Origin of the sequence: Qipengyuania sp. R86523 (assembly GCF_044596365.1) — a bacterium.
Lineage (GTDB): Bacteria > Pseudomonadota > Alphaproteobacteria > Sphingomonadales > Sphingomonadaceae > Qipengyuania > Qipengyuania citrea.
This window is the reverse complement of the sequence record NZ_CP138997.1, coordinates 818,548-843,891: the sequence shown is the minus strand read 5'-3', so window position 1 is coordinate 843,891 and position 25,344 is coordinate 818,548. Positions and strand designations below refer to the sequence as shown.

Below are 25,344 nucleotides of genomic sequence, written 5' to 3'. Positions count from 1 at the left end.
TTCTGGGTTTCACCGGGGAATTCCCCACGCTGGCCAACGAGTTTTCGTTCGCCGGCGTTTTTCGCGTCTATTCGGGCCGCCCGCGGTTCGGAAGGAGTAAGCAGGCATGTTCGACAATCTGTCCGATCGCCTCGGTAACGTCTTCGACCGCCTGAAGGGGCGCGGCGCGCTGTCCGAAAGCGACGTGCGCGAAGCCATGCGCGAGATTCGCGTGGCGCTGCTCGAAGCCGATGTCGCGCTGCCCGTGGTGCGCCGCTTTATCGATGCGGTGACCGAGAAATCGGTCGGCCAGGACGTGCTGCGCTCGGTCACGCCGGGCCAGCAGGTCGTCAAGATCGTCGATGACGAGTTGGTGGCGATGCTCGGCGGTGGCGAGGATGCCGATCCCGCCGACCGCGAACTCAATTTCGCGGCCAAGCCCCCGGTGGTGATCATGATGGTCGGCCTGCAGGGTTCGGGCAAGACGACCACGACTGCCAAGCTGGGCAAGCTGCTCAAGGAAAAGCACGGCAAGAAGGCGATGATGGCGTCGCTCGACGTCAACCGTCCGGCGGCGCAGGAACAGCTCAAGGTGCTCGGCGAACAGGTCGATGTCGCCACGCTGCCGATCATCGAGGGCCAGCAGCCGGTCGATATCGCCCGCCGGGCGATGGACAGCGCCAAGCTACAGGCCGCCGACGTGCTGCTGCTCGATACGGCAGGCCGCCTGCATGTCGATGAAGCGCTGATGGCCGAGATGAAGGCCATCGCCGGCGTCTCGACGCCGACCGAAGTGCTGCTGGTGGTCGACAGCCTGACCGGCCAGGACGCGGTCAATGTCGCGCAGAGCTTCACCGGCGAAGTGCCGCTGACCGGCGTGGTGCTGACCCGCATGGATGGCGATGCGCGCGGCGGTGCGGCGTTGTCGATGCGCTATGTCACCGGCAAGCCGATCAAGTTTGCAGGGACCGGCGAAAAGCTCGACGCGATCGAGGCGTTCGACCCCAAGCGCGTGGCGGGCCGCATCCTCGGAATGGGCGATGTCGTCAGCCTGGTCGAAAAGGCCGCGCAGGGCATCCAGCAGGACGAGGCGGAAGCGCTCGCCAAGAAGATGGCCAAGGGCCAGTTCGACCTCGAAGACCTGCGCATGCAGTTGAAGCAGATGCAGAACATGGGCGGGCTGGGCATGCTCGCGGGGATGCTGCCGGGCATGAAGAAGGCCAAGGCAGCGATGGCCGCGTCGAACATGGACGACCGGGTGCTGCTGCACATGGATGCGATCATCGGGTCGATGACCGCCAAGGAGCGCAAGAACCCCGCCCTGCTCAACGCCAAGCGCAAGAAGCGCGTGGCAGCGGGGTCGGGCACGCAGGTGCAGGACGTCAACAAGGTGCTCAAGATGCACCAGGAGATGTCGCGCGCCATGAAGCAGATCAAGAAGATGGGCGGGCTCAAGGGCCTCGGCGCTTTGTTCGGCAAGGGGGGCATGGGTGCCGCCATGCCGGGTCTTGGCGGTCCGGGCGGCGGGATGCCCGGAATGGGCGGCGGCAAGGGGCCGGGGGTGGATCCCTCCACGCTCCCGCCCGACCTGCAGGACCTACTCAACAAGAAATAGATTTCAGACGTTTACATTCGAAAGGTAATATCAAATGGCAGTTGCAATCCGTCTTTCGCGTGGTGGTGCGAAGAAGCGCCCCTACTACCGCATCGTGGTTGCCGATTCGCGTGCAGCACGCGACGGCAAGTATCTCGAGCAGATCGGCACCTACAACCCGATGCTGCCCAAGGATTCGGGCGAGCGCGTCAAGCTCAACGAAGACCGCGCCCGCCACTGGCTGAGCGTCGGCGCCAAGCCGAGCGACCGCGTCCACCGCTTCCTCGATGCCGCCGGCATCCTCGAGCGCAGCCCGCGCAACAACCCGAAGAAGGCCGAGCCGGGCGAAGCCGCCAAGGAACGCGCGGAGGAAAAGGCCGCGAAGCAGGCTGAAGCCGAGGAAGCCGCCAAGGCTGCCGCAGAAGAAGCCAATGCTCCGGCCGAAGAAGCAGCTGCCGAAGACGCTCCCGCCGAGGAAGCCGCAGCTGAAGAAGCTACCGAAGACAAGGGCGAGTAAGCACGCCCATGTCGGACAAGCCCGTCACGCTCGCTGCCGTCACCGGTGCGCATGGCGTGACGGGCGAAGTCCGCCTGAAGCTGCTCGGCGAGGGCTATGAAGCGCTCAAGCCGCACAAGAGCTTCAACGGGGGGTCGCTGACCCTCACCAAACTCCGCAGCGATAACAAGGGCGGCGCGATCGCGCGGTTCGCCGAGGTGGCCGACCGGACCGCAGCCGAACAGCTGCGCGGTACCGCGCTTGCGGTTTCGCGCGAGAACCTGCCGGCGCTGGACGAGGGGGAATTCTATTTCTCCGACCTGCTCGATCTGGCCGTCGTCACCGTTACGGGCGAAGCGGTGGGTCGCGTCTGCGCAGTGGAGAATTTCGGCGCGACCGATATCGTCGAGATCGAGAAACCCGACGGCAAGAAGTTCATGGCGCCGCTGACCGCGCAGGCAGTGCCGCGCTGGGACGCGAGCCAGCTGGTGATCAACCCCGATTTCATCGGCTAGCCGGGAGGCGCCCGCAAATTCAGCGCCTGAGCGGACGTTCGCGGGCGAGGTGATTGCGGATCGTGGTCGCGGCAACGCCCGCCTGTCCCATCGCATGGCTGATCTGGTCAAGCCCGATCACGACGTCGCCCGCAGCGAACAGCCCCGGCACGCTGGTTTCGAGATGGTCGTCCACCAGCACGCAGTCCTGTTCGCTGACCTCGGCCCCGCAGCTGACTGCCAATCCCGAACGCACCAGCGATCCAAGCGCGGGATAGATGCTGTCGAAGGCCATGCGGCCCGCGCCAGTGTCGAAGGCGATCCGGCCATTCTCGATCGCATAGCCGCTGCACGGGCCCGCCACCCGGGCGATCCCCGCCTCGTCCAGCGCCTGCGAACACTGTGCGGACAGGTCATGGTCGCCGTGCGGTGATACCAGCGTAAGGTCGGCCGTATAGGTGCGGATGAACTGCGCTTCGGCGGTGCCATGGTCGGCGGTGCCGATCACCGCCACGCGCTTGTCGGTCACTTCGTAGCCATCGCAGACCGGGCAATAGCGCAGCAGCCCGCGGCCGAGCGCTTCGGCGTGGAACTGGTCGTCCATCCCTTCCGGCCGGTTGTTGACCACGCCGGTCGCCAGCAGGACGGTGCGCGCGCGGAAGTCCTCGTCGTCGCAGCGCACGATGAACTGGTCGCCATCGCGCCGCAGGTCGGTCACGCGGCGGGGTTCGCGCAGCGCGCCGTAGCGAGCCGCCTGGTCGCGCATGCGTTCGAGCAGTTCGTTGCCGTTGATCCCGTCGGGAAAACCCGCATGATTGTGGCTGGTGGGGATCCAGCTCGCCCGGCTCGTCCCGCAATCGAACATGCGGATCGAAAGGTGATAGCGCGCCAGATAGATCGCGGCGGTCAGCCCGGCGGGCCCCGCACCCACGATGATGCAATCGTCGACATTCATGGCAGGACTACGCACCACGCGCCGATGGGTGCCGTTCGCCGAGGCAGAATGGCCGCCGGACCGGTCCGCGCTTTGCATGCACACGTCGGCATGGCAGGACCTTCGGCAAGGGGGATTGCAAACGATGATCGACAATATGGTTTTCCTCGCCGGCGCTTACGCAGCGCTGGCCGCCGGGCTCGGTGCAGGTGTCGGCAGGGTGTCGCCTTCGATCGGGCCCCGGCTGCGCCATGCTTTCGCGGGCATCGCGCCGCTTGCCGCGGTGCTCGGGATGAAGCTGACCGAGGCCGACAGCGTGACGCTGCATGGCGTGGACCTCGCCGCGGGCGGCGGACTGGTCGTGCTGGGTATCGCCGCGTCGGCAATGGCCGCGAAAGCCTTGCCTGCCGCCGGGCGCGCTGCGCCCGCAGAGCATCGCCTGCCGATCGGCTGATCCCCGCGGCCGGCTATGGCGCTGCTGCCGATTGGCGGCTAGGGCGCGCGGCATGGGTTTTGCAGCCACCATTCTCACGCTCTATCCCGAGATGTTCCCCGGTCCGCTGGGGGTCAGCCTTGCCGGTCGCGCGCTCGAGCGCGGCAACTGGTCGTGCGAGACCGTGCAGATCCGCGATTTCGCCACGGACAAGCACCGCACCGTCGACGATACGCCCGCGGGCGGCGGCGCGGGGATGGTGCTCAAACCCGATGTGCTTGGCGCGGCGATCGCCAGCGTGGGCGAGGGGCGGCCGATCCTTGCCATGACGCCGCGCGGCAAGCCGATATCGCAGGCGCGCATCCGCGCCATCGCGCAGGGCCCCGGCGTGGCCATCTTGTGCGGCCGTTTCGAAGGCTTCGACGAACGCATTTTCGAGGCCTATCCGCAGATCGAGCAGGTCAGCCTCGCCGATATCGTCCTGTCGGGCGGCGAGACCGCTGCGCTGGCCATTCTCGACGCTTGCATTCGCCTGCTTCCCGGCGTAATGGGCGCGCCCGATAGCGGAGTCGAGGAGTTCCTACGAGAACGGGCTCATCGAATACCCGCAATATACCCGACCTCAGCAATGGGAAGGGCGCACGATCCCTGAAGTGCTGCGATCGGGGGATCATGCGAAGATCGCTGCTTGGCGCAAGGCAAGGAGCGAAGACGATACTCGGTTACGCAGGCCGGACCTTTGGGAGCGTTACTGTGACGCTCGGGACCGACCTGCCTCTGGCGCGCGGCGAAAAGACTAAGGATACGGTTCGATGAACCTCATTCAGCAGCTCGAAGCGGAAGCTATCGAGAACCTCGGGAAGGAAATCCCCGAATTCCGCGCCGGTGACACCGTGCGCGTCGGCGTCCGCGTTGTCGAAGGCAACCGTGAACGCGTCCAGAATTTCGAAGGCGTTGTCATTGCCCGCTCGAACCGCGGCATGGGCAGCAACTTCACCGTGCGCAAGATGTCGTTCGGCGAAGGTGTGGAACGCGTGTTCCCGCTCTACTCGCCGATCATCGACAGCATCACCGTGGTGCGTCGCGGCATCGTGCGTCGTGCCAAGCTCTATTACCTGCGCGGCCGCACCGGCAAGCGCGCGCGTATCGCGGAACGCCGCGACAACGCGCCCAAGGCGTAGCGCAAAACAGCAGTTCTCTTCGCGAGAATCTTGGGGCGGTTTTCCTTCGGGGAGACCGCCCCTTTTGCATCTTGCGCCGCAGTTGCCTGGAGAGGGAGCACGAGCCTTCACCCGGGCCGGCGGTGCATGGCGCGGGCCCGGTGCTTGCAATCGCGTCACCGCGTTGCGAGGAAGCAGCCGATCGATCCTTGGGGAGAACCTATGAAAGCCATGTCCCTTGCCGCCGCGCTGGCGTTCGGCACCTGCCTGTCCGCCCCGGCCAATGCCCAGACCACTACGGAGACCGCGCCCATGGACCTGACCTTCGAGCGTGTCTTCGCCTCGCCCGGCCTCGACGGGCCGACGCCGCGCAAGGTGAAGCTGTCACCCGACGGGCGTTATCTCACCGTGTTGCGCAATCGCGCCGACGACCGCGAACGCTACGATCTGTGGGCCTATGACCGCAATGCGGGCGAATGGGCAATGCTGGTCGACAGCGAGGCGCTGGGTTCGGGCCGCGAACTGTCCGAGGAGGAGAAGATGCAGCGCGAGCGCGCGCGGGTCGGCAGCCTGAAGGGCATCATCGACTATCAGTGGACCGAGGATGGCACCGGCGTGCTGGTCCCGCTCGATGGCGATCTCTACCTCGCGCGAGTGGGCGGGGAAGTGGTGCGGCTGACCGATACCGAGGAAAGCGAACTCAATCCCGCGCTCAGCAACACGGGCAGCCACGTTTCCTTCGTCCGCGATCGCCAGCTGTGGGTCGGCGAGACGGGGGGCGAGACCGCGCCGATCACGCCGCGCGAAGGCGAGGCGGTACGCTGGGGCGAGGCCGAGTTCGTCGCGCAGGAGGAAATGGGCCGGATGACCGGCTATTGGTGGAGCCCCGACGACCGGCGCATCGCGGTCGAGCGCTTCGACGAGAGCATGGTCGGCATCGTGACGCGGGCGGCGATCGGCGCGACGGGCACCAGGGTGTTCGACCAGCGCTATCCGGTCGCGGGCAGCGAAAACGCCGATGTCGAACTCTATGTGATGGATCCCGACGGCGAGAACCGGGTGAAGGTCGATCTCGCCGCGCATCAGGAGCCGGGAATCTATACCGAAGGCGATCCGACCGATTTCTATCTCGCCCGGGTGGACTGGGCGCCCGATGGCAGCGCGCTCTACGTCCAGCGCCAGAACCGCGAGCAGACCGTGCTCGACATGCTCCGGGTCGATCCGGAGACGGGCGCGCTGTCGCCGGTCTTCACCGAAAAGGCCGCGGTTGCGGATTACTGGATCAATCTTGGTGACGATTACAAGCTGCTCGAGAATGGCAGCCTGGTCTGGTGGTCCGAGCGCGACGGCTTCGGTCACCTCTATCTCTATTCTGCCGACGATGGCTGGAAGGATGCACGCCAGCTGACGCGCGGGTCATTCGTCGTCACCAAGCTGGTGGGTGTGGACCAAGCAGCGGAGCGCCTGTTCTATCTCGCCACGAGCGAAGAGGACCCGCTCGAACAGCATATCTATGCGCTCGATTATGCCGATCCCTCCGCGCAACCGCTGCAGCTGACCGAAAGCGGCTTCACCCATACGGCGACGATGGACGGGAAGGGGCAGACGCTCGTCATCATCCGCTCGAACGACGACACGCCGCCGCAGAGCTACATTGCCGACCAGGACGGGCAGCGCCTCGCATGGATCGAGGAGAACGCGCTCGATGCGGATCATCCCTACGCGCCCTACCTCGCCAGCCACCGGCCGACGCAATACGGCACGATCCCAGCCGAGGACGGCACGCCGCTGCACTGGGAAATGATCACGCCCGAAATGGAGCCGGGCAAGCGCTATCCAGTCTATTACTATCACTACAGCGGGCCGGGCCCGCAGATCGTCAACCGGGGCTGGAACGGCGCGTTGCCTCAGGCCATCGTCGACAGGGGCTATATCTGGTTCGCGCTAGACAACCGCGGCAGCAATTACCGCGGGGTTGCCTTCGAACAGCCGATCTACCGGGCGATGGGCGGGGTCGAAGTGCGCGACCAGAAGGCTGGGGCGGAGTATCTCAGGACGCTCGACTTCGTCGATCCGGACAAGATCGCCGTGGATGGCTGGTCCTATGGCGGCTACATGACGCTCAAGCAGTTGCAGGCCGACCCGGGCCTCTACGCCGCTGGCATCAGCGGCGCGCCAGTGACCCGCTGGTCGCTCTACGACACGCATTATACCGAGCGTTACATGGGCACGCCGCAAGACGACGGCGCAGCCTATGATGCCGCCAGCGCGATCCCCGATGCGACGAAGATCGTCGATCCGCTGCTCATCATCCACGGCATGGCCGATGACAATGTGGTGTTCGAAAACGCGACCGAGATCATCTCCGCGATGCAGGAAGCCAACGTGCCGTTCGAGATGATGCTCTATCCCGGATACACGCACCGCGTTTCGGGCGAACAGATCTCACCGCATCGCTACAACACCGTGTTCCGCTTCCTCGAGAGCCATGGTGTAACCCCGCCCGAGTGAGGCTTTAGGGGGCGCAAACGTATGTGCGCTTGCGGGGGCGCAGCTAATCGCTATCTCGGCGACACAGAAATACTGGAGATGTAATTTGGGTTATCGTGTTGCCGTGGTCGGTGCGACCGGGAATGTCGGCCGGGAAATGATGCAGGTCCTGGCAGAACGCGGCTTCCCCTGTGACGAGGTGGCAGCGGTTGCCAGCAGCCGTTCGCAGGGCACCGAAGTCGAATTCGGCGACACGGGCAAGATGCTCAAATGCAAGAACATCGAGCATTTCGACTGGGCCGGCTGGGACATCGCGCTGTTTTCCGCGGGCAGCGGGCCGGCCAAGGAATATGCGCCCAAGGCGGCGGCGGCCGGCTGCGTCGTGATCGACAACAGCTCGCTCTACCGCATGGATCCCGATGTGCCGCTGATCGTGCCCGAGGTGAACCCCGAGGCGATCCACGATTATGCCAAGCGCAACATCATTGCCAATCCCAACTGCTCGACCGCGCAGCTGGTGGTGGCGCTTGCGCCGCTGCACAGGGCGGCGCGGATCAAGCGCGTGGTGGTCTCGACTTACCAGTCGGTCTCGGGCGCAGGCAAGGCGGGGATGGACGAGCTGTTCCAGCAGAGCCGCGCGATCTTCGTCGGGGATTCGATCGAGCCGGTGAAGTTCACCAAGCAGATCGCCTTCAACGTCATCCCGCATATCGATGTCTTCATGGACGATGGTTCCACCAAGGAAGAATGGAAGATGGTGGTCGAGACCAAGAAGATCCTCGACTCCAAGATCAAGCTCAACGCGACCTGCGTGCGGGTGCCCGTGTTCGTCGGCCACGCCGAGGCGGTGAATATCGAGTTCGAGGATGAACTGTCGGCCGAACAGGCGCAGGATATCTTGCGCGAGGCCCCCGGCATCATGCTTGTCGACAAGCGCGAGGACGAGGGATACGTCACTCCGGTCGAAGCAGCGGGCGACAGCGCGACCTACATCAGCCGCGTGCGCGACGACCCGACGGTCGACAATGGCATCACGCTGTGGTGCGTCTCCGACAATCTGCGGAAGGGCGCCGCGCTCAATGCGGTGCAGATCGCCGAGCTGCTCGGCCGCGAATGCCTCAAGAAGGGATGATCCGCAACGCCCTGCTGCTTGCGCTCCCGCTGGCCCTGGCGGGATGCGGTTCGGCGCCGGACCAGCCCGCCGCGGAAGCGGGCGAGCAGGGCGATGCCGCGCAGCAGCGCATCGTACAGGCGCGGATCGTAGTGAACGCCGACGGGCTTTCGGCGGGCGGCGAAACGCTCGGCTTCAGCACGCCGCGCGCCGAGGTCGATGCCCTGGCCGAACAAGCGTTCGGCGCAGCCCCCACCACGTCGCGCAATGAAGAATGCGGCGCAGGGCCGATGGATTTCAGCCAGTTCGGTCCGCTGCAGATCGCCTATCTCGACGGCAGCTTCGCCGGCTGGTTCCTCCGCGCCGGCGAAGGCGTGGTTACCGCGGATGGCATCGCCCCCGGTGTGACGACCTTGGACGCATTGCAGGACGAGCGGCAGGTACAGCAGCTCGACACCACGCTGGAGGGCGAGTTCCAGTACACGACGGGCGATTACGGCACGATCACCGGCTTCGCCGCGCCCGATGGATCGATCGACGCGCTGCAGGCCGGAATTAGCTGCTTCTTCCGTTGAACGTCATCCCGGCTCGAGCCGGGATATTGCTCCACCCGCCGCAACACCGATAGCGGACCCGGGTTTCGCTGGGACGACGGAGATGTATAAGTGCCTGCATGACCCTGACCGCAGAGCTCTATTTCAGCTTCCGTTCGCCCTACAGCTATCTTTCGGTCGGCCGGTACCGCGCCATGGCCGAGGAATACGATCTCGACATCACGCTGCGTCCCGTCTGGCCGCTGGCGATCCGCGAACCCGACTTCTTCGAGCGCAACCATCCCAACTGGCTGGCCTATACGCTGCGCGACATGATGCGCGTGGCGCAGTTCCACGGCATTGCCTTCGGGGCGCCGCGCCCCGATCCAATCGTGCAGGATGCCGCCACACGCAAAATCGCCGCCGAGCAGCCCTATATCCGCCACGTCACGCGGATGGGCCAGGCTGCGGCACGAAGAGGCAAGGGTCTCGTCTTCGCGCATGAGGCGGGGCAGTTGATCTGGGGCGGGCAGGAAAACTGGCACGAGGGCGACCACCTCGCCGGCGCGCTGACCCGCGCCGGGCTCGACGCGGCGGAGATCGATCGCGAGGTCGCCGCCGAGGAAGACACGCTCGACGCCGAAATCGCTGCCAACCAGGATTCACTCGAGGCCTCGGGTCATTGGGGCGTGCCGACGCTGGTGTTCGAGGGCGAACCGTTCTTCGGCCAGGACCGTATCGAAATGGCGCGCTGGCGCATGGAACAGCAGGGGCTGGCGAAGCGATGACCACCGATTTCTTCGACAGTTTCGACGGCACGCGGCTGGCGCTGCATCGGCATGGGAGGGGGCGGCCGTTCGTCCTCCTGCACGGCTTGTTCTCCAGCGCGCAGATGAACTGGATCAAATGGGGGCATCACGAGGCGATCGCCGCGCAGGGGTTCGAAGTGCTCATGCTCGATTTCCGCGCGCATGGCGACAGCGCGGCGCCGCATGATCCCGACAGCTATCCGAGCAATGTGCTGGTGCGCGACGTGGCCGCGCTGGTCGATCATCTCGGGCTCGACGATTACGATCTCGGCGGGTTCTCGCTCGGCGCACGCACATCGCTGCACGGCGCGGCGCACGGCGTGTTGACGCCTGCGCATCTGGTCATCGGCGGGATGGGGACTGCGGGGCTGGGCGAATGGCAGCGCCGCGCGGCCAAGTTCCGCCGCGTGATCGACGAGTTCGATGCCATTCCCAAGGGCGATCCTGACTATTTCTCAATGCAGTTCCTCAAGTCGCAGGGGGTCGACCGGGTCGCGGCGCGGCTACTGCTTGACACCATGCCCGATCTCGATCTCGCCTTGCTCGACAATATCACCATGCCCACGCTGGTCGTGTGCGGTGACGAGGACCGCGACAATGGCTCTGCCGCCGATCTGGCGGAGCGCCTGCCCGATGCGGATTTCGCCGAAGTGCCGGGTACGCATATGAGCAGCGTCACCAAGCCCGACCTCGGGCAGGCGATCGCCGACTGGCTGGGAGCGCAGGCATAGGCAGACCCGCGCCTGCGCTGACCTGGTGGCTGTGGGGCCTGCTGGCCTTCGCCGTCGTCGTCGCGCTGAGCCTCGCGGTGACCGCGCCCGACGATGTGACGCTGGGCATTGCCGAACACCAGGCGGCCGGCACTGCCGCACGGGTCGATGCCATCCAAGCACAGTGGCATACGGGCGGCGTGCGTCCGCTGGCCGTCTTCGCAATGTTCGGCGATCTGGTCTTTATCGGCATATATGGCGCAGGCAGCTGGATCGCCGGCCGCAGTTTCATGCGCATGGGTGGCACGGTGCGGACGATCGGCGCGGTCGTCGCAGCCGCGGCGCTTGTATTCGTGCTGACCGATTATACCGAAACGCTGCTGCAGCTGGCCCAATTGCTGCGCGATGCGGGGTCAGACCAGTTGGCGGGCATTGCTGCCACCGCGCGTCCGGTCAAGGTCGCGGCGTGGGTCGTGACCTTCCTCGGCGTAATCGCGGCATGGCTCATCCGCCGGTTTGCTGCGCCAACCGCTTGATTAAGCTGCGCGGCAGGTGCAATCCGGTAGCACGTGAAACCACATCATTCCGATCCTGAGAGGACCCGCATGAAATTCGCAACCGTCGCGCTCTCCGCGCTTGCCGTCTCGCTCGCTACGCCGGCCATGGCCGATGACCATGCGGAAACGCCCGCAGCCGCAGCTGCCGCTTTCCCGATGACCCCGCAGGGCGCCGCCGACTGGGTGGCGATGGTCGAACAGGACATGTTCGATTTCTCGGTCGAATACGGCCGGGTGCTGTGGCTCAACTCGACCTATATCGTGCATGACAGCAACCAGCTGGCAGCCAAATACGGCGCGCAGGCGACGGAAAAGTCGGTCCGGTACGCGAACGAGGCCGCGCGCTATGCGCAGGTCGCGGGGCTTGACCCCGAAGTCGCCCGCAAGCTCGACATCCTGCGCAACGGCATCGTCATGCCCGCGCCCGTCCGCGACGGCGCCGCGACCGAGCTCAACGAAATCGCCACCAAGCTCAACAGCCAGTACGGGCAGGGCAAGGGCATGCTCGGCGGCGAGGAGATCAACGGCAGCGATATCGAGGCCGAGATGGGCAACCTCGAGCGCACGCCCGCCGAACTCGCCGAGATGTGGGCGAGCTGGCACGACAATGTCGGTGCGCCCATGCGCGAGGATTACCAGCGCATGATCGCCATCGCCAACGAAGGCTCGAAGGAACTCGGCTTTGCCGACCTGGGCGCGATGTGGCGTTCGAACTATGACATGGACCCAGACCAGTTCGCCGCCGAGACCGAGCGCATGTGGCAGGAAGTAAAGCCGCTCTACATGGCGCTGCACACCTATGTCCGGGGCAAGCTTAACGCCAAGTACGGCGCCGAAGTGCAGCCCGCCGACGGCCCGATCCGCGCCGACCTGCTCGGCAATATGTGGGCGCAGGAATGGGGCAACATCTATCCGCTGGTCGCGCCCGAGGGTGCCGGCGACATCGGGTACGATCTGACCGACCTGATCGCGGCCAAGGGGCTCGACGAGATCCAGATGGTGCGGACCGGCGAAGGGTTCTTCTCCTCGCTCGGCTTCGAACCGCTTCCGAACACGTTTTGGGAGCGCAGCCAGTTCGTCAAACCGCGGGACCGCGAGGTCGTATGCCATGCCAGCGCGTGGGACGTCGACAATGTCGACGATCTGCGCATCAAGATGTGCATCAAGAAGAACGCCGACGATTTCGTGACCATCCATCACGAGCTGGGCCACAATTACTACCAGCGCGCCTACAACCAGCAGGACTACCTGCACCTCAACGGCGCCAACGATGGCTTCCACGAGGCGATCGGCAACATGATCGCGCTGTCGATCACGCCCGAATATCTCGTCCAGATCGACATGCTTGACGAGGCAGACGTACCCAGCGCGGACAAGGATATCGGCCTGCTGCTGCGACAGGCGATGGACAAGGTCGCCTTCCTGCCCTTCGGCCTGATGGTCGACCGCTATCGCTGGCAGCTGTTCGACGGCACCATCCCGGCCGACCAGCTGAACAAGGGGTGGAACGATTTGCGGCTCGAATACCAGGGGATCGTCCCGCCGGTGGAGCGCGATGAAAGCGGGTTCGACGCCGGCGCGAAGTACCACATCCCCGGCAACGTGCCTTACACACGCTATTTCCTTGCGCGGATCCTGCAGTTCCAGTTCTTCAAGGCCGCCTGCGACCAGGCCGGTTGGGAAGGGCCGCTGCACCGCTGCTCGTTCTACGGCAATGAGGAAGTCGGCAAGAATCTCGCCGCCATGCTCGAAATGGGTGCCAGCAAGCCGTGGCCCGATGCGCTCGAGGCCTTCACCGGCGAGCGGCAGATGAGCGGCACGGCAATGGTCGAGTACTTCGCTCCGCTGAAGGCGTGGCTCGACGAACAGAACGCCGGCCAGACCGAAGGATGGTAAGCCGCCTCCCGCTGCTGCTGGCGCTTCCGGTGACCGCCGCTTGCGCCCCCATGGCGCCAAGCGGCGATGCCCGCGCGCCGCTCTCCGGACAGCCGGTCGAGGGGGCGCTGTTCGTGGCGGGCAAGTTCGGCAACACGCTGACGAAGGTGGAGCTGGCATCGGGCGAAACCGCCGCGACGGTTGCCAGCTGCGCCAATCCGCACGAACTCGCCACGTCGCCCGACGAAAGCCATCTCGCGCTTGCCTGCTATGGCGGGCGCACGGTCGATATCTTCCGGACGTCGGACCTCGGCAAGGTCGCCAGCGTGGATCTGGGCGAGGGCGCGCGGCCGCACGGGATCGTGTGGCATGCCAATGGCGATATCTATGCCACGGCGGAGGGGCGCCGCTCGATTTTCTGGATTCGCGATCCGCTCGGTGCGGCGGAGGCATTCGAATATGGTTCGGGGCAGGATGGCACGCATATGCTGGCGGTCGCGCCGGATGGCCGCCATGCCTGGACCACCAACCTGGGTTCGCGCACGGTCAGCCTGATCGACCTCAAGACCCGGCGGGCCCCGCGTTCGGTTGAAGTGGGCGAGGAACCCGAGGGCATTGCGCTGGCGGATGATGGCGAAACGCTGTGGGTTTCGGCGCGCGGTTCGAATGCCGCGTTCAAGCTCGATCCCGAGACGCTGGCGATACGGCAACGGATCGAAACCGGCGCCTTCCCCCTGCGGATCGTCGTCAGGCCGCAGGGCGATTACGCGGTCACCTCCGATCTTGCCGATGGCGGGCTGAGCGTGATCGATACCGCCACCGGCGAACTGGTCCGCAGCATTTCGGTGTCAAGCCCTGCCGAGGCCGAGGCGCGGACGCAGGTCACGATCCTGTTCTCCCCCGATGGCGAGCGGATCTACGTTGCCGAAACCACTACGAACACCATTGCCGAGGTCGACTTCGCCAGCGGCCGCGTGCTGCGCCGCCTGCCCGGTGCCGGGGGCGGCGACGGCATCGCCATCATCGAATGAGCGCGAACCGCAAGCCCCTGCCGCCGATCGGCTGGCGCGAGCTGGTGCATCTGCCCGAGCTCGGCCTGCATTCCGTTCCGGCCAAGATCGATACCGGCGCGCGGACATCCTCGCTGCATGGGACCGTGCTCGCCGAATTCGAGCGGGACGGCGAGAAATACGTGCGTTTCGCGGTCGATTTCGAACGGCAGCACGTACGGCAGGTGTGCGAGGCGGTGCATGTCGATATCCGCGGCATCACCAGTTCGAATGGCGAAACGCAGCGCCGCTATGTTATCAAGACCCCGCTGAAGATCGGCGACGTCGAGTTTCGCGCCGAACTCAGCCTCGCCGACCGGCGCGACATGCGTTTCCCGATGCTGATCGGACGTTCGTCGCTGCGCCGCCGGTTCGTAGTGGACAGCGGCTATTCGTGGCTGCAAACGCCCGAAATGAAGGTCAAGAAAGGCCACAAACCATGAAAATCGCGATGCTGGCGCGCAATCCCAATCTCTATTCGCACCAGCGCCTGCAGCAGGCCGCCGAGGATCGCGGGCACCAGCTCGATATCCTCAACACCCTGCGCTGCACGGTGCATATCGCCAGTCACAAGCCAGAAGTCTTCTACAATGGCGAACCGTGCATCGGCTACGATGCGGTGATTCCGCGGATCGGTGCGTCGATCACCAATTACGGCCTCGCGATACTGCGCCAGTTCGAGATGCGCGGCTGCTGGCCGCTCAACGAAAGCGTGGCGATCGGGCGCAGCCGCGACAAGCTGCGCAGCATGCAGATCCTCGCCAAGCACGGGCTGGGCCTGCCGCTGACCGCCTATGCCAACGACCCCAAGGCGGCGGAGGAGATCATCAAGGCGGTCAAGGGGCCGCCAGTGGTGATCAAGCTGCTGGAAGGCACGCAGGGCATCGGTGTCGTCCTCGCCGAAACGATGTCATCGGCCAAATCGGTGATCGAGGCGTTCCGCGGCGCCAACGTCAACATCCTCGTGCAGGAATTCATCAAGGAAGCGGGCGGCACCGACATTCGCGCGCTGGTGGTCGGCGGCAAGGTGGTCGCGGCGATGAAACGCACCGGCGCGGCGGACGACTTCCGCAGCAACCTGCACCGCGGCGGCAGCGCCGAGCTCATTAAGATCACGCCCGAAGAACGCTCGACCGCAGTGCGCGCCGCCAATCGCATGGGCCTCAACGTGTGCGGTGTCGACATGCTGCGCAGCAATCACGGGCCGGTCATTATGGAAGTCAATTCCTCGCCCGGCCTCGAGGGGATCGAGAAGGCGACCGGCAAGGATATTGCCGGGCTGGTGATCGAGTTCATCGAGAAAAGCGCGCGCGACGGCAAGACCAAGACGAAGGGGCGGGGCTGACGCCAGCACTTACGCTGATCGCGAATGGTCAGCGCACGGCGACGGCCGGTCTGAAATTGCCCTCGCTCGGCCGAGGCACTGTCAGTGCTCTGTCCCGGTGTCCGCCAAGCCAGCGATGTCCGCTTGCGTACGCTGCAGCAGCAGCGCCCGATCCGGCAGACGGTTCCACCCGTGGTCGGCATCGGGATAGCGGTACAGGACTGCGTTCTCCGACCAGATATCGGCGTATTTCTGCGCATATTCGAACGGCACGACCTCGTCCGCTTCGCCCTGGTGGACGAACACCTTGCCAGTAAAAGCGCCTAGCTCTGCGAAAGGGTCGAATGCCTCTGCGGTCTCGACGAAGCGCGAGCCCAGCGCCTGGCCCTTGAAATCGAAAACGCCCGTATCGCGAAGCATGTCCAGCGACTTGCCCTGGATCTGGCCGCTACGCACATCATCGACGAAGACCGCCGCGGCAGCCCAGAGCGTCAGACTTGCGAGATCGCCCGGACGCCGCGCAGCCAGGCATGCCGATTCCATACCGCCAAGCGAATGGCCGACAAGGTGCACCGGACCATTTCCGTCCGCGAGCACGTGATCGAGCATGGCGGATAGCTGGTCGAGTTCGTCCGGCACGGAGACATCCAGAAAGCGGCCATCGCTTTCGCCATGGCCGAGGCGGTCGAAGGCGAAGACCGTGCAACCCGAATTGGTCAGACCTCGTGCGAGATCGACAAACGCCCGGCCGACGCCCGTGCGGGTGACGCCGAAACCGTGGTTCAAGAGGACCTTCGCTCCGTTCGGGCGCGGCGCCGGATAGCGCACTCCGGCGATGCGCTGAGATCGGAAATCGATGCTGATGCTTTCGGGCCGAGACATGGGATGATCCTGAACGGGCGGGCGCGCGGCGTAGGTGCTGGCCTATTGCATACGCGCAGGGCCGAAGGTCGATCCTTCAGGCTCGGCGGCATCGGGGTAGCGGACGCCCGAGGCGCACGACGTGTCAGCCGGTTTACTCGTCACGCATTGCGCGCCATCAGCCCGCCGTCCACCGGGATCACAGCGCCGGTAATGTAGCTCGCCGCGGGGAGTACGAGCGATAGCGTCACATGCGCGACTTCTTCCGGGTCGCCATAGCGCTTCAGTGCCGTCCGCCGCTTGGCATAGATCACCTTGTGTTCGTCGGGCACTGCATCGGTCATCGCGGTGCGGATCGGCCCGGGACAGATGCAGTTTACCGTGATGGCTTCGGGCCCGAGATCGACCGCCAGCCCGCGGGTAAGGCCGACCACGCCCGACTTGGCCGCGACATAGGGCGTGTCGCCGGGCGTCGCACCGAGACCTTCGGTGCTGGCGACGTTGACGATCCGCGCGGCATCGCTTTTCCGCAGATGCGGGAGCGCGGCGCGAACCATGCGCTGCTGCGCGGTCAGCATCACGGCCAGTGCGCGGTGCCAGGTCTCCTCATAGGCATCGTCTTCGAGTGCGCAGAAGCTCGAGATGCCGGCATTGTTGACGAGTATGTCAATTCCGCCGAAATCCGCTGCGACCTGCGCCACAACCTGTGCGATCGCATCCGCGTCCGATACGTCGAGCGCATAGGCGCGCGCGCCAGCGCCGCACGCTGCCGCCACGGTTTGGCATCCGGCGATATCGAGATCGGTCACCGCGACGCGCGCGCCTTCCTTTGCCAGCAGCGTCGCGGTTGCGCGGCCCATGCCGCTGGCGGCCCCGGTGACGATGGCGACCCGGCCCGCGACCGAGCGCGAGCGATTGGGTATTGTGGTCATGCGATCAATGTCCTCCCCGACAGCAGGCTATCGAAGAATGGCATCGCCGTCACGGTCGCCAATCAGGCGGCCTTGATACTGGCAACGAAGTCGCCGGCCGATCGCTCGAGCGAATGGATGGTCTCGAGCAGCGCCTTCACGTTCTGCCGGGCATCGCCGGACAGCTTCTGGGTGGTGCTTGCGCGGTTCGCCAGGACGGCGCTGTTGTGGGCCATCTGTTCGGTGCCCGCAGCGGTGTCACCCATGGTCTGTTCGATGCTGGAGGTCGCCGCCCGCTGGTTGTCGACATCGCTGCGCACCGTCATCGCCGATCTGGCGAGTTCGGCGATTGCCCCGCTGAGCTTGCCGAAGCTGTTCTCAGCTTCGCCGGTGCCCTTGCTGATGCCCGAGAGCAGGTCCTCGATCTCGCGCGTGGCACGTGCGGCCTGCGCGGCGAGCTGCTTGACCTCCTGCGCCACCACGGCGAAACCCTTGCCGGCATCCCCTGCGCTGGCAGCCTCGATCGTGGCGTTGAGCGCGAGCAAATTGGTCATTTCGGCAATTTCCGCGATCGAACGCGTCGCATCGCCGATGGTCTTCGACTGGTTGGCAAGCGATCGGACCGCGTCGCCGCCGGTTTCGGTGCGCGTTCCTGCCTCGCTGGCGAGCTCGTCCTGGCGACCGGCGGTCACCGCGATGTTGCCGATCGAACGGGACAATTCGGTAACGCTGCCGGCCACCGCATCGATGGCACTGGATACCTGCGAGGCAGCTGCGGCGACTTCGCCTGCCTGCTGCCCGGTGTCGCGCGCATTCTCGTCCAGCGAATGCATCACCTCGTCCAGCGCGCGAGCGCTCTTGGCCACCGCCATCGTGACTTCGGAAACCGAGCTTTCGAAATCGGCCGCGATCCGCAGCATGTCTTCGCGCCGACGGGCGGCGAGGTCGCTTTCCAGCCGGCTGCGTTCGGCGCGCTCCGAATCGGCAAGGCGGAGCGCCTCTTCGGCAGACCGCGTGGCCTGTTCGCTTTCCGCCAGCGCAGAACCGATGCGCGTGATCAGCGAATTGAGCGTAGTGGCAATATAGCACAATACGCCTGCTTCCAGCACTACGGCCAGCGCGTGGATGAACACCCGGTTCACACCTCCGCCACCGGAGAAGACCCAGCTGGGCGCGGCAATCGACAGGATGAGGTGGTGCAGGGCGACGGTCGCCGCAGCGAGCAGGATCGGCCGGACATCGCACAGGATTGTCAGCGTCGCGATGGCGACGAAGAAATACATATGCATGTCGATCTGCCACGGGGCACCGCGCAGCGCGTAAAGCATAAGCGCAGGCTGCAGCGCGGCCATGAGCGCGACCGCCATGCGAGCAGCGCTGTCGTAGCGGCGTTGCCAGGCCGCGATCGTCGGCAGCAGGTTCAGCAAGACGCTCGCGGCGAGTGCATGGAAGGCCTGCGTGCCCATCGCCGGGATCAGTGCGGCAAGGCTCAGCGATGCAGCCCAGCCCGCGATCGCAATTCCTATCACGCCTTTGGTGCGCAGCGCGTTGATTTCGTTATGATCCACTGATTGCTCCGGTGCAGCCGCCCCGCGGAACGGCGAGAACGAGGATGCCGTGCTCGAAGAGAAGCTCGAAAAGCGGCGGACGTGCGCCCTGCATCACATAACCACCGCCCAGCGCGGTGCGGGCGACAGCGCGCCGCCCGTCCTGAAACACGATTCCGGGCAAGGCCCGGTCCGCCGCAGGAGATATGGGGTAGAATGCCAATTGGCCGAAAGCCGGCGGCGCCAGCAGCAGGCCGCCGACCGCGCCGATCGCGATTACAGCCTGGGACAATCCCAGCAATCGGCGCGGCTTCGGCTTGGATTCGGGCTTCGCGATATGCATCGCGATGGCTGGTGGCAGCAAATCCTCCCCAAGCCGTTAACCGTGATGCCGCGGTTTTCCCAAGGGCCTATCTGAACGGCGGCTCGTTGAACGCGCGCAGCTTGCGGCTGTGGAGGCGGGGGCCTTCTTCGCGCAGCCGCTTGCAGGCATTGACCCCGATCTGGAGATGCGCGGCAATCGCTTCTTCGTAGAAGGCATTGGCCTGTCCGGGCAGCTTGATCTCGCCATGCAGGGGCTTGTCCGAAACGCACAGCAAGGTGCCGTAGGGGACGCGGAAGCGATAACCCTGGCCGGCGATGGTGGCGCTTTCCATGTCCACGCCGACCGCGCGGCTCAGGCTCATGCGCTTGGCCGACTGCGTGAAGCGCAGTTCCCAGTTGCGATCGTCGGTCGTGACCACCGTACCGGTGCGCATCCGCTTCTTGAGATCGGCACCATGTTCGCCCGAAACCGCTTCGGCCGCACCCGCCAGCGCCTGCTGCACTTCGGCGATCGCGGGAAGCGGGATTTCCGGCGGCAGCACCGGGTCGAGCACGTGGTCGTCGCGCAGATAGGCATGCGCCAGGACGTAGTCGCCGATCTTCTGGCTGGGGCGCAGACCACCGCAGTGCCCGATCATCAGCCATGCTTCGGGCCGCAGCACCGCAAGGTGATCGCAGATCGTCTTGGCGTTGGACGGGCCGACGCCGATATTGACCAGCGTGATCCCTTCGCGATTGGGGCCGACGAGGTGGTAGGCGGGCATCTGGTGCCGGCGCCATGCGGTGTCGGACAGCTGCGCGCGCGCATTATCGGTCTGTTCGGTAAGCATCATGCCCCCGGCACCGGCCAGTGCGGTGTAGCCGTTGGAGCCCAGCTGCGCGCCCGCCCAGTCCACGAATTCATCGACATAGCGATGATAATTGGTGAACAGGATGAAGCGCTGGAAGTGGTCGGTGCTGGTCCCGGTGTAATGCGCCAGCCGGGCCAGGCTGAAATCGGTTCGCAACCCGTCGAACAGCGACAGCGGGATCGGGTCGTCATCGTTTTCGAGCACGATACCATCGGCCAGCTCGTCGCCGATATCGGCCAGTTCGGTCGAGGGGAAATGCCGCGCGATCAGATTGGGATCGACGCCTGCCAGCTCGGCCCCGGCGCCCCCGTCGAGGACATAGGGGAAGGGGATCTCCTGTTTCGAGGAACCGACTTCGAGTTCGACCTCGTAATTCTCGCTGATCAGTTCGAGCTGCTCGCGCAGATAGTCGCGAAACAGCTCCGGGCGGGTGACCGTGGTGGTGTACAGCCCGGGCGCATTGAGACGGCCGAACGCGCGGTTGCGGTCGGCAGGCTGGTCGCCGCCGCGGAAGCGCAGGCGCAATTCGGGATAGGCATAGCTGCCGTCGTGGCGCCGTTCGGGCGCGGGAAGCTCGCGTTCGCGGCCGAAGGCGATCACGTCCTCGCGGAGCCGCTCCACGGCAGCGTCGTAGATTTTCTCGAGCCGGTCGAGCGTCTGTTCGATGGATTCCATGGGCGTTGCTCCTGCCTCTTGTTGTTTTAGGATTTGTGTCGCCCACCCACATAGGGTGCGCAGGCGGTTCTTACAAAAAGGGCGCGGAGACCGAAGCCGCCGCGCCCTGATTGTCGATCGCACGAAGCGACGAAGCTTACTCGCCTTCGGGCGCGGTCGCTTCGATCTTGGCTTCGGTCTCGCTCATGCCTTCGGGCGTGCTGATGCCGTCTTCGAGCATGTCGGCGGGGATTTCACCCGGTTCGAGCGTCGGGTCGGTCCGGTTCGCTTCGGCCTGTTCTTCGATCTCGCGCTGCTCGTCTTCGAACATCTGCGCCATCACGTCGATACCCTGGCTCTGCAGTTCGGCTTCATCGTCGCTGCGGGCGACGTTGGCCTTGATCGTGACCGAGACCTCGGGGTGCAGGTCGATGCGGACTTCATGCATGCCGATCGCCTTGATCGGGTCACCCATGATGACCTGCTTCTTGTCGATCTCGTGGCCCTTTTCGGCCAGCGACGCGGCGATGTCGCGCACGTTGACCGAACCATAGAGCTGGCCGGTGTTCGACGCGGCACGGATCAGGACGATTTCTTCGCCCTGGACCTTCTCGCCGGACTTTTCGGCTTCGCTGCGACGTTCCGCGTTTTCCTTTTCCAGGCGGTCGCGGTTCGCTTCGAAGACCTTCTTGTTGGCTTCGTTGGCGCGCAATGCCTTCTTCTGCGGGAGCAGGAAGTTGCGGGCATAGCCGTCCTTCACGGTGACGACGTCACCGATCGAGCCGAGCTTTTCGATCCTCTGAAGGAGAATGATATCCATGATTATTCCCCTTACTTCACGATGTACGGCAGCAGGCCGATGTGACGGGCGCGCTTGATGGCCTTGGCCAGTTCACGCTGCTTCTTTGCGCTGACGGCGGTGATGCGGCTGGGGACGATCTTGCCACGTTCGGACATGAAGCCCTGCAGCAGGCGGATGTCCTTGTAGTCGATCGTCGGGGCGTTCTTGCCCGAGAAGGGGCAGGACTTGCGGCGGCGGAAAAACGGGCGGGCCATCAGTTACGCTCCTCGCGGTCGCGGCGCTTCTTCGCATCGCGCTCGTTCTTGCGCATCATCACGCTCGGACCTTCTTCGTGCTCTTCGACACGGATGGTCATGTAGCGGATGACGTCTTCATTGATGCGGGTCTGGCGCTCGAGCTCTTCCACGACGGCACCGGGGCCTTCGATGTTGAGCATCACGAAATGCGCCTTGCGGTTGCGGTCGATCTTGTAGGCGAGGTTCTTGAGGCCCCAGGTCTCCGTCTTGGTGACCTTGCCTTCGTTCTTCTCGACAATCTCGGTAGCGGTGGCGGCGAGCTGGTCGACCTGAGCCTGGCTCAGGTCCTGTCGCGCCAGGAAAACATGCTCGTATAGAGCCATGCCCTTGTCCTTTCACATGTGGCCGATCGCTGGCTTGTCCGCGGGATTGCGGGGCCCCTCCGGCTTTCTTCGAATCCCCGCCCACAGGCAGGGGATGCGCGCACATAACGGGATTGGCGACGAATGCAAGCCAATCTCGGGGCTTGGCAGGGTGGAACCGGGCGGGCAGGGCGGCATTGGTTGGAAAACGAAGGAGTAGTGCGTGCCCGGTGGACTTGTAGCCCTGCTAGACGACGTGTCGATCATCGCCCGCGCGGCGGCGGCCTCGGTCGACGATATCACGGTTGCCGCGGGCAGGGCGGGCTCGAAGACCGCCGGCGTCGTGATCGACGATGCGGCGGTCACACCGAGTTACGTCACGGGCCTCAGCCCCGCGCGCGAACTGCCGATCATCTGGAACATTACCAAGGGCAGCCTGAAGAACAAGCTCATCATCCTGCTGCCCGGCGCGCTGCTGCTCAGCTGGCTGCTTCCCAGCGCGATCGTCTTCATCCTGATCCTGGGCGGTTGCTACCTGTCCTATGAAGGGGCGGAAAAGGTGATGGAAAAGCTGGGCGGCCAGAAACACGGCGTCACTGTGGAGGATGAGATCACCGACCCGGCGGCGTTCGAGAAACAGCGGGTGAACGGCGCGATCCGCACCGATCTGATCCTCTCGGCCGAAATCATGGCGATCACGCTGAACGAGGTGGCCGCGGAAGACTTCATCGTACGCGCGGGCGTGTTGGCGATCGTCGGTATCGGCGTGACACTGGTGGTCTATGGATCGGTCGCGCTGATCGTGAAGCTGGACGATATCGGATTGCACCTGCGCGAGAAGACTTCGGCCGCCGCACAGGCCTTCGGGCAGTTTCTGGTGACCTCGGTACCCTATCTGCTGACCACGCTGTCCTTCATCGGCACGATCGCGATGCTGTGGGTCGGCGGCGGCATCATCCTGCACAGCCTGCACGAACTGGGCATCCATGGTCCCTCCGATTGGGCGCATGGGCTGCAGCACACGGTGGAAGCGGTGACCGGTGGACTTTCGGGCATCCTCGGCTGGGGAACCTATGCGGCGCTGTCCGCCCTGACGGGGCTCGCGCTCGGCTTCGTGCTGGCGATCCTCATCCACAAGGTCTTCAAGATCGGCATTACCCATGGCGATCACTGAGCCGCCGGTCCTTTACACCTGCGCGGGGTCGCGCGGCCTGCGGGCGACCTGGGCGGCGGAAGAGGCGGGAGTCGCTATCGACCTGCGGCTGTTGCCGTTCCCGCCCCGCTTCAAGGCGCCCGACTACCTTGAGGTCAATCCCCTGGGTACGGTACCCATGCTGGTCGATGGCGCGGCGCACATGACCGAGAGCTGTGCGATCGCGCATTACCTTGCCACCAAGGGCGCGGACCAGTCGCTGGTCGTGGCGCCAAACGAGATGGATTATCCCGCCTATCTCGATTTCACCTACCACGCCGATGCCACGATCACTTTCCCGCAAACCGTCTATATGCGCTTCGCCCTGTTCGAGAAGGACAAGGGCTGGGGCGAGGCGGGCGAGGCCTATGCCAAGTGGTTCTGGAAGCGCCTCGTCAAGCTCGAGCAGCGCCTCGAAACGCGCGACTACTTGTGCGCGGATCGCTTTACCGTGGCCGATATCTGCTGCGGTTACGCGCTGATCCTGGCGGGTCGGGTGGGCTTGGACGAGGGCGTGCCGCAATCGCTCAGGGACTACCGCGACCGGCTGACCGCACGCGAGGGATATCGCCGGGCCGTGGCGCGTGAGGCCGCGGGCCCCGCCGCGATCTAGGACAACCGGTCGAACAGGTCGCGTGCAAATCCGCTCAGCGTGTCATCGCGCGCGCCCATAACAACGATCCGGTCCCCTGGCTGCGCGAGTTCGGCGAGCCTGTCGCCCACCGCCGTGCGCTCGGGAATGTGTTCGGCCTGGCCGCCCGCCTGCTCGATCAGCCGCACGATCCGCTCGCTGCCTTCGCTGCGATCGACGCTGCCGCCGAAATAGACCGGGTCGCACAGGATAACGCGGTCCTCGTCACCCAGTTCATGCGCGAAGGTCTGGGCCAGCTCCTCGCCCATCTGGCGCAGGGGCCCGTAGCCGTGCGGCTGGAAGAAGGCGAGCACGCGGCCCGGGTGCGCTTTGAGCGTGCGCAGCGTGGCGGCGCATTTTTCCGGATTGTGGCCGAAATCGTCGATCACGGTGATGGCCGAGGCGCTGGTGCCGACGATGTCGAACCGCCGCGCGAGACCTTCGAAACCGGCGAGCGCGGCGACCGCATTGGCGACCGGTATGCCCGCTGCCGCTGCCGCTGCGATTGCCGCCAGCGCGTTGGCCAGATTGTGCCGCCCGGGCAGGTTGAACATCAACGGATGTTCGCTGCCGTCGTGCCGGTCGACGACCAGAGCGGCCTGGCGCATCGGGCCTTCCGCGACCGAGCCGGGGACCACGCCGATCTGCGCCTTTTCCTGCTCGATCCCGAAGGTGACGACTTCCTTCGCATGCGGCAGCAGCGCCAACGCCTCGGGGTCGTCGGCATTGATCACCGAAATGCGGCTGCGCGACAGGTAATCGCCGAACAGCTGGCGCAGCTCTTCCATGCTCTTGTGGTCGAGGCTGACATTGAGCAGCACGCCGACCGCGGGGCGATAGAGCGCGATCGAGCCGTCGCTCTCGTCGACTTCGCTGACATAGAGGCTCTGCCCGCCGACCACCGCGCTGGCATAGGGGCGTTCGGGCGAGACGAAGTTCGTCATCACTGCGCCGTTCATGATCGTCGGCTCGCGTCCGCAGGCGTGGAGAATCCAGCCGAGCATGCCGGTGACAGTCGACTTGCCGCTGGTCCCGGCAACCGCCAGCCCCGCACCGCTGGTGTTGAAGAGGATCGAATTGAGCTCGGCGCGGGTCAGCCGCAGGCACTCCAGTTCCTTGGCGCGTTTGGCATCGGGTACGGTATCTTCCACCGCGGCGCTGGCGACGAGGATCTGCTTGGCCGAGACGATCCCGCTGCCGTCCTGCGGATGCAGCGTGAAACCCTGTTGTTCGAGCGCGGCGAACTTGTCGGGCGTGCGGGCCTGATCGTGGCTGCGGTCCGATCCTTCGACCGTGCAGCCGCGACCTTTCAGGATCTGCGCGAGCGGCAGCATTCCCGATCCGCCGATCCCGCAGAAGAAGAAGGGACGGGCGAACAATTCATCTGGAGTGGGCATATCGCTCATGCGCGTGCAGCTATTGAGT

At 65.1% G+C, this 25,344-nt stretch carries 27 protein-coding genes and 1 pseudogene; 18 read left to right on the top strand and 10 right to left on the bottom strand.

The window, feature by feature from the left end:
* Positions 1-106 precede the first annotated feature (106 nt).
* Genes ffh through rimM form a run of 3 tightly spaced genes read left to right on the top strand, consistent with a single transcriptional unit; the run spans position 107 to position 2,584 of the window.
* The gene (ffh, locus tag SJY12_RS04095) at positions 107-1,594 is read left to right on the top strand and encodes a signal recognition particle protein (RefSeq protein WP_050601098.1); all 1,488 of its coding nucleotides are present in this window, start codon (positions 107-109) and stop codon (positions 1,592-1,594) included.
* Between the two features lie 34 nt (positions 1,595-1,628).
* Complete coding sequence (rpsP, locus tag SJY12_RS04090) at positions 1,629-2,090, top strand: 30S ribosomal protein S16 (RefSeq protein WP_050601099.1); 462 nt, start codon at positions 1,629-1,631, stop codon at positions 2,088-2,090.
* An 8-nt stretch (positions 2,091-2,098) separates the two neighbouring features.
* On the top strand, positions 2,099-2,584 hold the full coding sequence (rimM, locus tag SJY12_RS04085; protein ID WP_397506082.1) for a ribosome maturation factor RimM: 486 nt from the start codon (positions 2,099-2,101) through the stop codon (positions 2,582-2,584).
* A 19-nt stretch (positions 2,585-2,603) separates the two neighbouring features.
* Here the strand turns inward: rimM and SJY12_RS04080 are convergent, their stop codons facing one another.
* Positions 2,604-3,518 (bottom strand): NAD(P)/FAD-dependent oxidoreductase, encoded by a 915-nt coding sequence (locus tag SJY12_RS04080; RefSeq protein ID WP_397506642.1) that lies wholly within the window; start codon positions 3,516-3,518, stop codon positions 2,604-2,606.
* A gap of 124 nt (positions 3,519-3,642) precedes the next feature.
* Between SJY12_RS04080 and SJY12_RS04075 the strand changes: the two genes are divergently transcribed.
* The 13 genes and pseudogenes from SJY12_RS04075 (at position 3,643) to rimK (ending at position 15,569) form a co-directional block, all read left to right on the top strand.
* Positions 3,643-3,951: a hypothetical protein gene (locus SJY12_RS04075; RefSeq protein ID WP_397506081.1), complete on the top strand. Its 309-nt coding sequence runs from the start codon at positions 3,643-3,645 to the stop codon at positions 3,949-3,951.
* Positions 3,952-4,003: 52 nt separating this feature from the next.
* Positions 4,004-4,730, top strand: a pseudogene (gene trmD, locus SJY12_RS04070) (tRNA (guanosine(37)-N1)-methyltransferase TrmD).
* A gap of 12 nt (positions 4,731-4,742) precedes the next feature.
* Positions 4,743-5,111: a 50S ribosomal protein L19 gene (gene rplS / locus SJY12_RS04065; protein WP_050601104.1), complete on the top strand. Its 369-nt coding sequence runs from the start codon at positions 4,743-4,745 to the stop codon at positions 5,109-5,111.
* 201 nt (positions 5,112-5,312) lie between these two features.
* Positions 5,313-7,601 carry a DPP IV N-terminal domain-containing protein gene (locus SJY12_RS04060; protein WP_397506080.1) on the top strand — a complete coding sequence of 763 codons (2,289 nt, stop codon included), beginning with the start codon at positions 5,313-5,315 and terminating at the stop codon, positions 7,599-7,601.
* 85 nt (positions 7,602-7,686) lie between these two features.
* A complete protein-coding gene (locus tag SJY12_RS04055) occupies positions 7,687-8,712 on the top strand; it encodes an aspartate-semialdehyde dehydrogenase (protein ID WP_050601106.1) in 1,026 nt (341 codons plus the stop codon).
* A complete protein-coding gene (locus tag SJY12_RS04050) occupies positions 8,709-9,266 on the top strand; it encodes a hypothetical protein (RefSeq protein ID WP_397506079.1) in 558 nt (185 codons plus the stop codon). The genes SJY12_RS04055 and SJY12_RS04050 overlap by 4 nt, the downstream gene beginning before the upstream one ends.
* A 98-nt stretch (positions 9,267-9,364) precedes the next feature.
* Positions 9,365-10,012 carry a 2-hydroxychromene-2-carboxylate isomerase gene (locus SJY12_RS04045; RefSeq protein WP_397506078.1) on the top strand — a complete coding sequence of 216 codons (648 nt, stop codon included), beginning with the start codon at positions 9,365-9,367 and terminating at the stop codon, positions 10,010-10,012.
* Positions 10,009-10,764, top strand: coding sequence for an alpha/beta fold hydrolase (locus SJY12_RS04040; protein ID WP_397506077.1), 756 nt, complete (start codon positions 10,009-10,011; stop codon positions 10,762-10,764). The genes SJY12_RS04045 and SJY12_RS04040 overlap by 4 nt, the downstream gene beginning before the upstream one ends.
* 77 nt (positions 10,765-10,841) lie before the next feature.
* Entirely contained in the window at positions 10,842-11,279 is a 438-nt protein-coding gene (locus SJY12_RS04035; RefSeq protein ID WP_397506076.1) for a hypothetical protein, read from the top strand.
* A gap of 69 nt (positions 11,280-11,348) precedes the next feature.
* Positions 11,349-13,196: a M2 family metallopeptidase gene (locus tag SJY12_RS04030; protein ID WP_397506075.1), complete on the top strand. Its 1,848-nt coding sequence runs from the start codon at positions 11,349-11,351 to the stop codon at positions 13,194-13,196.
* Positions 13,190-14,206: a YncE family protein gene (locus SJY12_RS04025; protein ID WP_397506074.1), complete on the top strand. Its 1,017-nt coding sequence runs from the start codon at positions 13,190-13,192 to the stop codon at positions 14,204-14,206. The genes SJY12_RS04030 and SJY12_RS04025 overlap by 7 nt, the downstream gene beginning before the upstream one ends.
* The gene (locus tag SJY12_RS04020) at positions 14,203-14,667 is read left to right on the top strand and encodes a RimK/LysX family protein (protein ID WP_050601113.1); all 465 of its coding nucleotides are present in this window, start codon (positions 14,203-14,205) and stop codon (positions 14,665-14,667) included. The genes SJY12_RS04025 and SJY12_RS04020 overlap by 4 nt, the downstream gene beginning before the upstream one ends.
* On the top strand, positions 14,664-15,569 hold the full coding sequence (gene rimK / locus SJY12_RS04015) for a 30S ribosomal protein S6--L-glutamate ligase (protein ID WP_050601114.1): 906 nt from the start codon (positions 14,664-14,666) through the stop codon (positions 15,567-15,569). The genes SJY12_RS04020 and rimK overlap by 4 nt, the downstream gene beginning before the upstream one ends.
* An 81-nt stretch (positions 15,570-15,650) precedes the next feature.
* Here the strand turns inward: rimK and SJY12_RS04010 are convergent, their stop codons facing one another.
* The 8 genes from SJY12_RS04010 to rpsF all read right to left on the bottom strand — a co-directional run bounded on the left by SJY12_RS04010 (position 15,651) and on the right by rpsF (position 22,117).
* Positions 15,651-16,430 carry an alpha/beta hydrolase gene (locus SJY12_RS04010; protein WP_397506073.1) on the bottom strand — a complete coding sequence of 260 codons (780 nt, stop codon included), beginning with the start codon at positions 16,428-16,430 and terminating at the stop codon, positions 15,651-15,653.
* A 140-nt stretch (positions 16,431-16,570) separates the two neighbouring features.
* Positions 16,571-17,341: an SDR family NAD(P)-dependent oxidoreductase gene (locus tag SJY12_RS04005; RefSeq protein ID WP_397506072.1), complete on the bottom strand. Its 771-nt coding sequence runs from the start codon at positions 17,339-17,341 to the stop codon at positions 16,571-16,573.
* Between the two features lie 62 nt (positions 17,342-17,403).
* The gene (locus tag SJY12_RS04000) at positions 17,404-18,888 is read right to left on the bottom strand and encodes a methyl-accepting chemotaxis protein (protein ID WP_348345348.1); all 1,485 of its coding nucleotides are present in this window, start codon (positions 18,886-18,888) and stop codon (positions 17,404-17,406) included.
* Entirely contained in the window at positions 18,878-19,210 is a 333-nt protein-coding gene (locus tag SJY12_RS03995; protein WP_050601118.1) for a hypothetical protein, read from the bottom strand. The genes SJY12_RS04000 and SJY12_RS03995 overlap by 11 nt, the downstream gene beginning before the upstream one ends.
* 67 nt (positions 19,211-19,277) lie before the next feature.
* Positions 19,278-20,750 (bottom strand): AMP nucleosidase, encoded by a 1,473-nt coding sequence (locus tag SJY12_RS03990; protein WP_255357743.1) that lies wholly within the window; start codon positions 20,748-20,750, stop codon positions 19,278-19,280.
* Positions 20,751-20,853: 103 nt separating this feature from the next.
* Positions 20,854-21,516, bottom strand: a complete 663-nt coding sequence (gene rplI / locus SJY12_RS03985; protein WP_050601120.1) for a 50S ribosomal protein L9 — start codon at positions 21,514-21,516, stop codon at positions 20,854-20,856.
* Positions 21,517-21,527: 11 nt separating this feature from the next.
* Positions 21,528-21,752, bottom strand: a complete 225-nt coding sequence (gene rpsR / locus SJY12_RS03980) for a 30S ribosomal protein S18 (RefSeq protein ID WP_397506071.1) — start codon at positions 21,750-21,752, stop codon at positions 21,528-21,530.
* Complete coding sequence (gene rpsF / locus SJY12_RS03975) at positions 21,752-22,117, bottom strand: 30S ribosomal protein S6 (protein ID WP_050601122.1); 366 nt, start codon at positions 22,115-22,117, stop codon at positions 21,752-21,754. The genes rpsR and rpsF overlap by 1 nt, the downstream gene beginning before the upstream one ends.
* 202 nt (positions 22,118-22,319) lie before the next feature.
* Here rpsF and SJY12_RS03970 point away from each other — a divergent pair, with 202 nt between their 5' ends.
* Both SJY12_RS03970 and SJY12_RS03965 read left to right on the top strand, forming a co-directional pair.
* Entirely contained in the window at positions 22,320-23,270 is a 951-nt protein-coding gene (locus SJY12_RS03970; protein ID WP_050601124.1) for a DUF808 domain-containing protein, read from the top strand.
* Positions 23,257-23,901: a glutathione S-transferase family protein gene (locus tag SJY12_RS03965; RefSeq protein WP_397506070.1), complete on the top strand. Its 645-nt coding sequence runs from the start codon at positions 23,257-23,259 to the stop codon at positions 23,899-23,901. Before SJY12_RS03970 ends, SJY12_RS03965 begins: the two co-directional genes overlap by 14 nt.
* Here the strand turns inward: SJY12_RS03965 and SJY12_RS03960 are convergent.
* Positions 23,898-25,325: a glutamate ligase domain-containing protein gene (locus SJY12_RS03960; protein ID WP_397506069.1), complete on the bottom strand. Its 1,428-nt coding sequence runs from the start codon at positions 25,323-25,325 to the stop codon at positions 23,898-23,900. The genes SJY12_RS03965 and SJY12_RS03960 overlap by 4 nt on opposite strands.
* Positions 25,326-25,344 lie beyond the last annotated feature (19 nt).

Excerpts from the sequence above, each read along its gene's own strand:
- rimM (WP_397506082.1), top strand. The coding sequence starts at position 2,099 with ATGTCGGACAAGCCCGTCACGCTCGCTGCCGTCACCGGTGCGCATGGC.
- SJY12_RS04020 (WP_050601113.1), top strand. The coding sequence starts at position 14,203 with ATGAGCGCGAACCGCAAGCCCCTGCCGCCGATCGGCTGGCGCGAGCTG.
- SJY12_RS03965 (WP_397506070.1), top strand. The coding sequence starts at position 23,257 with ATGGCGATCACTGAGCCGCCGGTCCTTTACACCTGCGCGGGGTCGCGC.
- SJY12_RS04060 (WP_397506080.1), top strand. The coding sequence starts at position 5,313 with ATGAAAGCCATGTCCCTTGCCGCCGCGCTGGCGTTCGGCACCTGCCTG.
- rimK (WP_050601114.1), top strand. The coding sequence starts at position 14,664 with ATGAAAATCGCGATGCTGGCGCGCAATCCCAATCTCTATTCGCACCAG.
- SJY12_RS04080 (WP_397506642.1), bottom strand. The coding sequence starts at position 3,518 with ATGAATGTCGACGATTGCATCATCGTGGGTGCGGGGCCCGCCGGGCTG.
- SJY12_RS04045 (WP_397506078.1), top strand. The coding sequence starts at position 9,365 with ATGACCCTGACCGCAGAGCTCTATTTCAGCTTCCGTTCGCCCTACAGC.
- rpsF (WP_050601122.1), bottom strand. The coding sequence starts at position 22,117 with ATGGCTCTATACGAGCATGTTTTCCTGGCGCGACAGGACCTGAGCCAG.
- SJY12_RS04005 (WP_397506072.1), bottom strand. The coding sequence starts at position 17,341 with ATGACCACAATACCCAATCGCTCGCGCTCGGTCGCGGGCCGGGTCGCC.
- SJY12_RS04075 (WP_397506081.1), top strand. The coding sequence starts at position 3,643 with ATGATCGACAATATGGTTTTCCTCGCCGGCGCTTACGCAGCGCTGGCC.
- rpsR (WP_397506071.1), bottom strand. The coding sequence starts at position 21,752 with ATGGCCCGCCCGTTTTTCCGCCGCCGCAAGTCCTGCCCCTTCTCGGGC.
- ffh (WP_050601098.1), top strand. The coding sequence starts at position 107 with ATGTTCGACAATCTGTCCGATCGCCTCGGTAACGTCTTCGACCGCCTG.
- SJY12_RS04050 (WP_397506079.1), top strand. The coding sequence starts at position 8,709 with ATGATCCGCAACGCCCTGCTGCTTGCGCTCCCGCTGGCCCTGGCGGGA.
- SJY12_RS03995 (WP_050601118.1), bottom strand. The coding sequence starts at position 19,210 with ATGCATATCGCGAAGCCCGAATCCAAGCCGAAGCCGCGCCGATTGCTG.
- SJY12_RS04030 (WP_397506075.1), top strand. The coding sequence starts at position 11,349 with ATGAAATTCGCAACCGTCGCGCTCTCCGCGCTTGCCGTCTCGCTCGCT.
- SJY12_RS03960 (WP_397506069.1), bottom strand. The coding sequence starts at position 25,325 with ATGAGCGATATGCCCACTCCAGATGAATTGTTCGCCCGTCCCTTCTTC.
- rplS (WP_050601104.1), top strand. The coding sequence starts at position 4,743 with ATGAACCTCATTCAGCAGCTCGAAGCGGAAGCTATCGAGAACCTCGGG.
- SJY12_RS04025 (WP_397506074.1), top strand. The coding sequence starts at position 13,190 with ATGGTAAGCCGCCTCCCGCTGCTGCTGGCGCTTCCGGTGACCGCCGCT.
- SJY12_RS04010 (WP_397506073.1), bottom strand. The coding sequence starts at position 16,430 with ATGTCTCGGCCCGAAAGCATCAGCATCGATTTCCGATCTCAGCGCATC.
- SJY12_RS04040 (WP_397506077.1), top strand. The coding sequence starts at position 10,009 with ATGACCACCGATTTCTTCGACAGTTTCGACGGCACGCGGCTGGCGCTG.
- rplI (WP_050601120.1), bottom strand. The coding sequence starts at position 21,516 with ATGGATATCATTCTCCTTCAGAGGATCGAAAAGCTCGGCTCGATCGGT.
- rpsP (WP_050601099.1), top strand. The coding sequence starts at position 1,629 with ATGGCAGTTGCAATCCGTCTTTCGCGTGGTGGTGCGAAGAAGCGCCCC.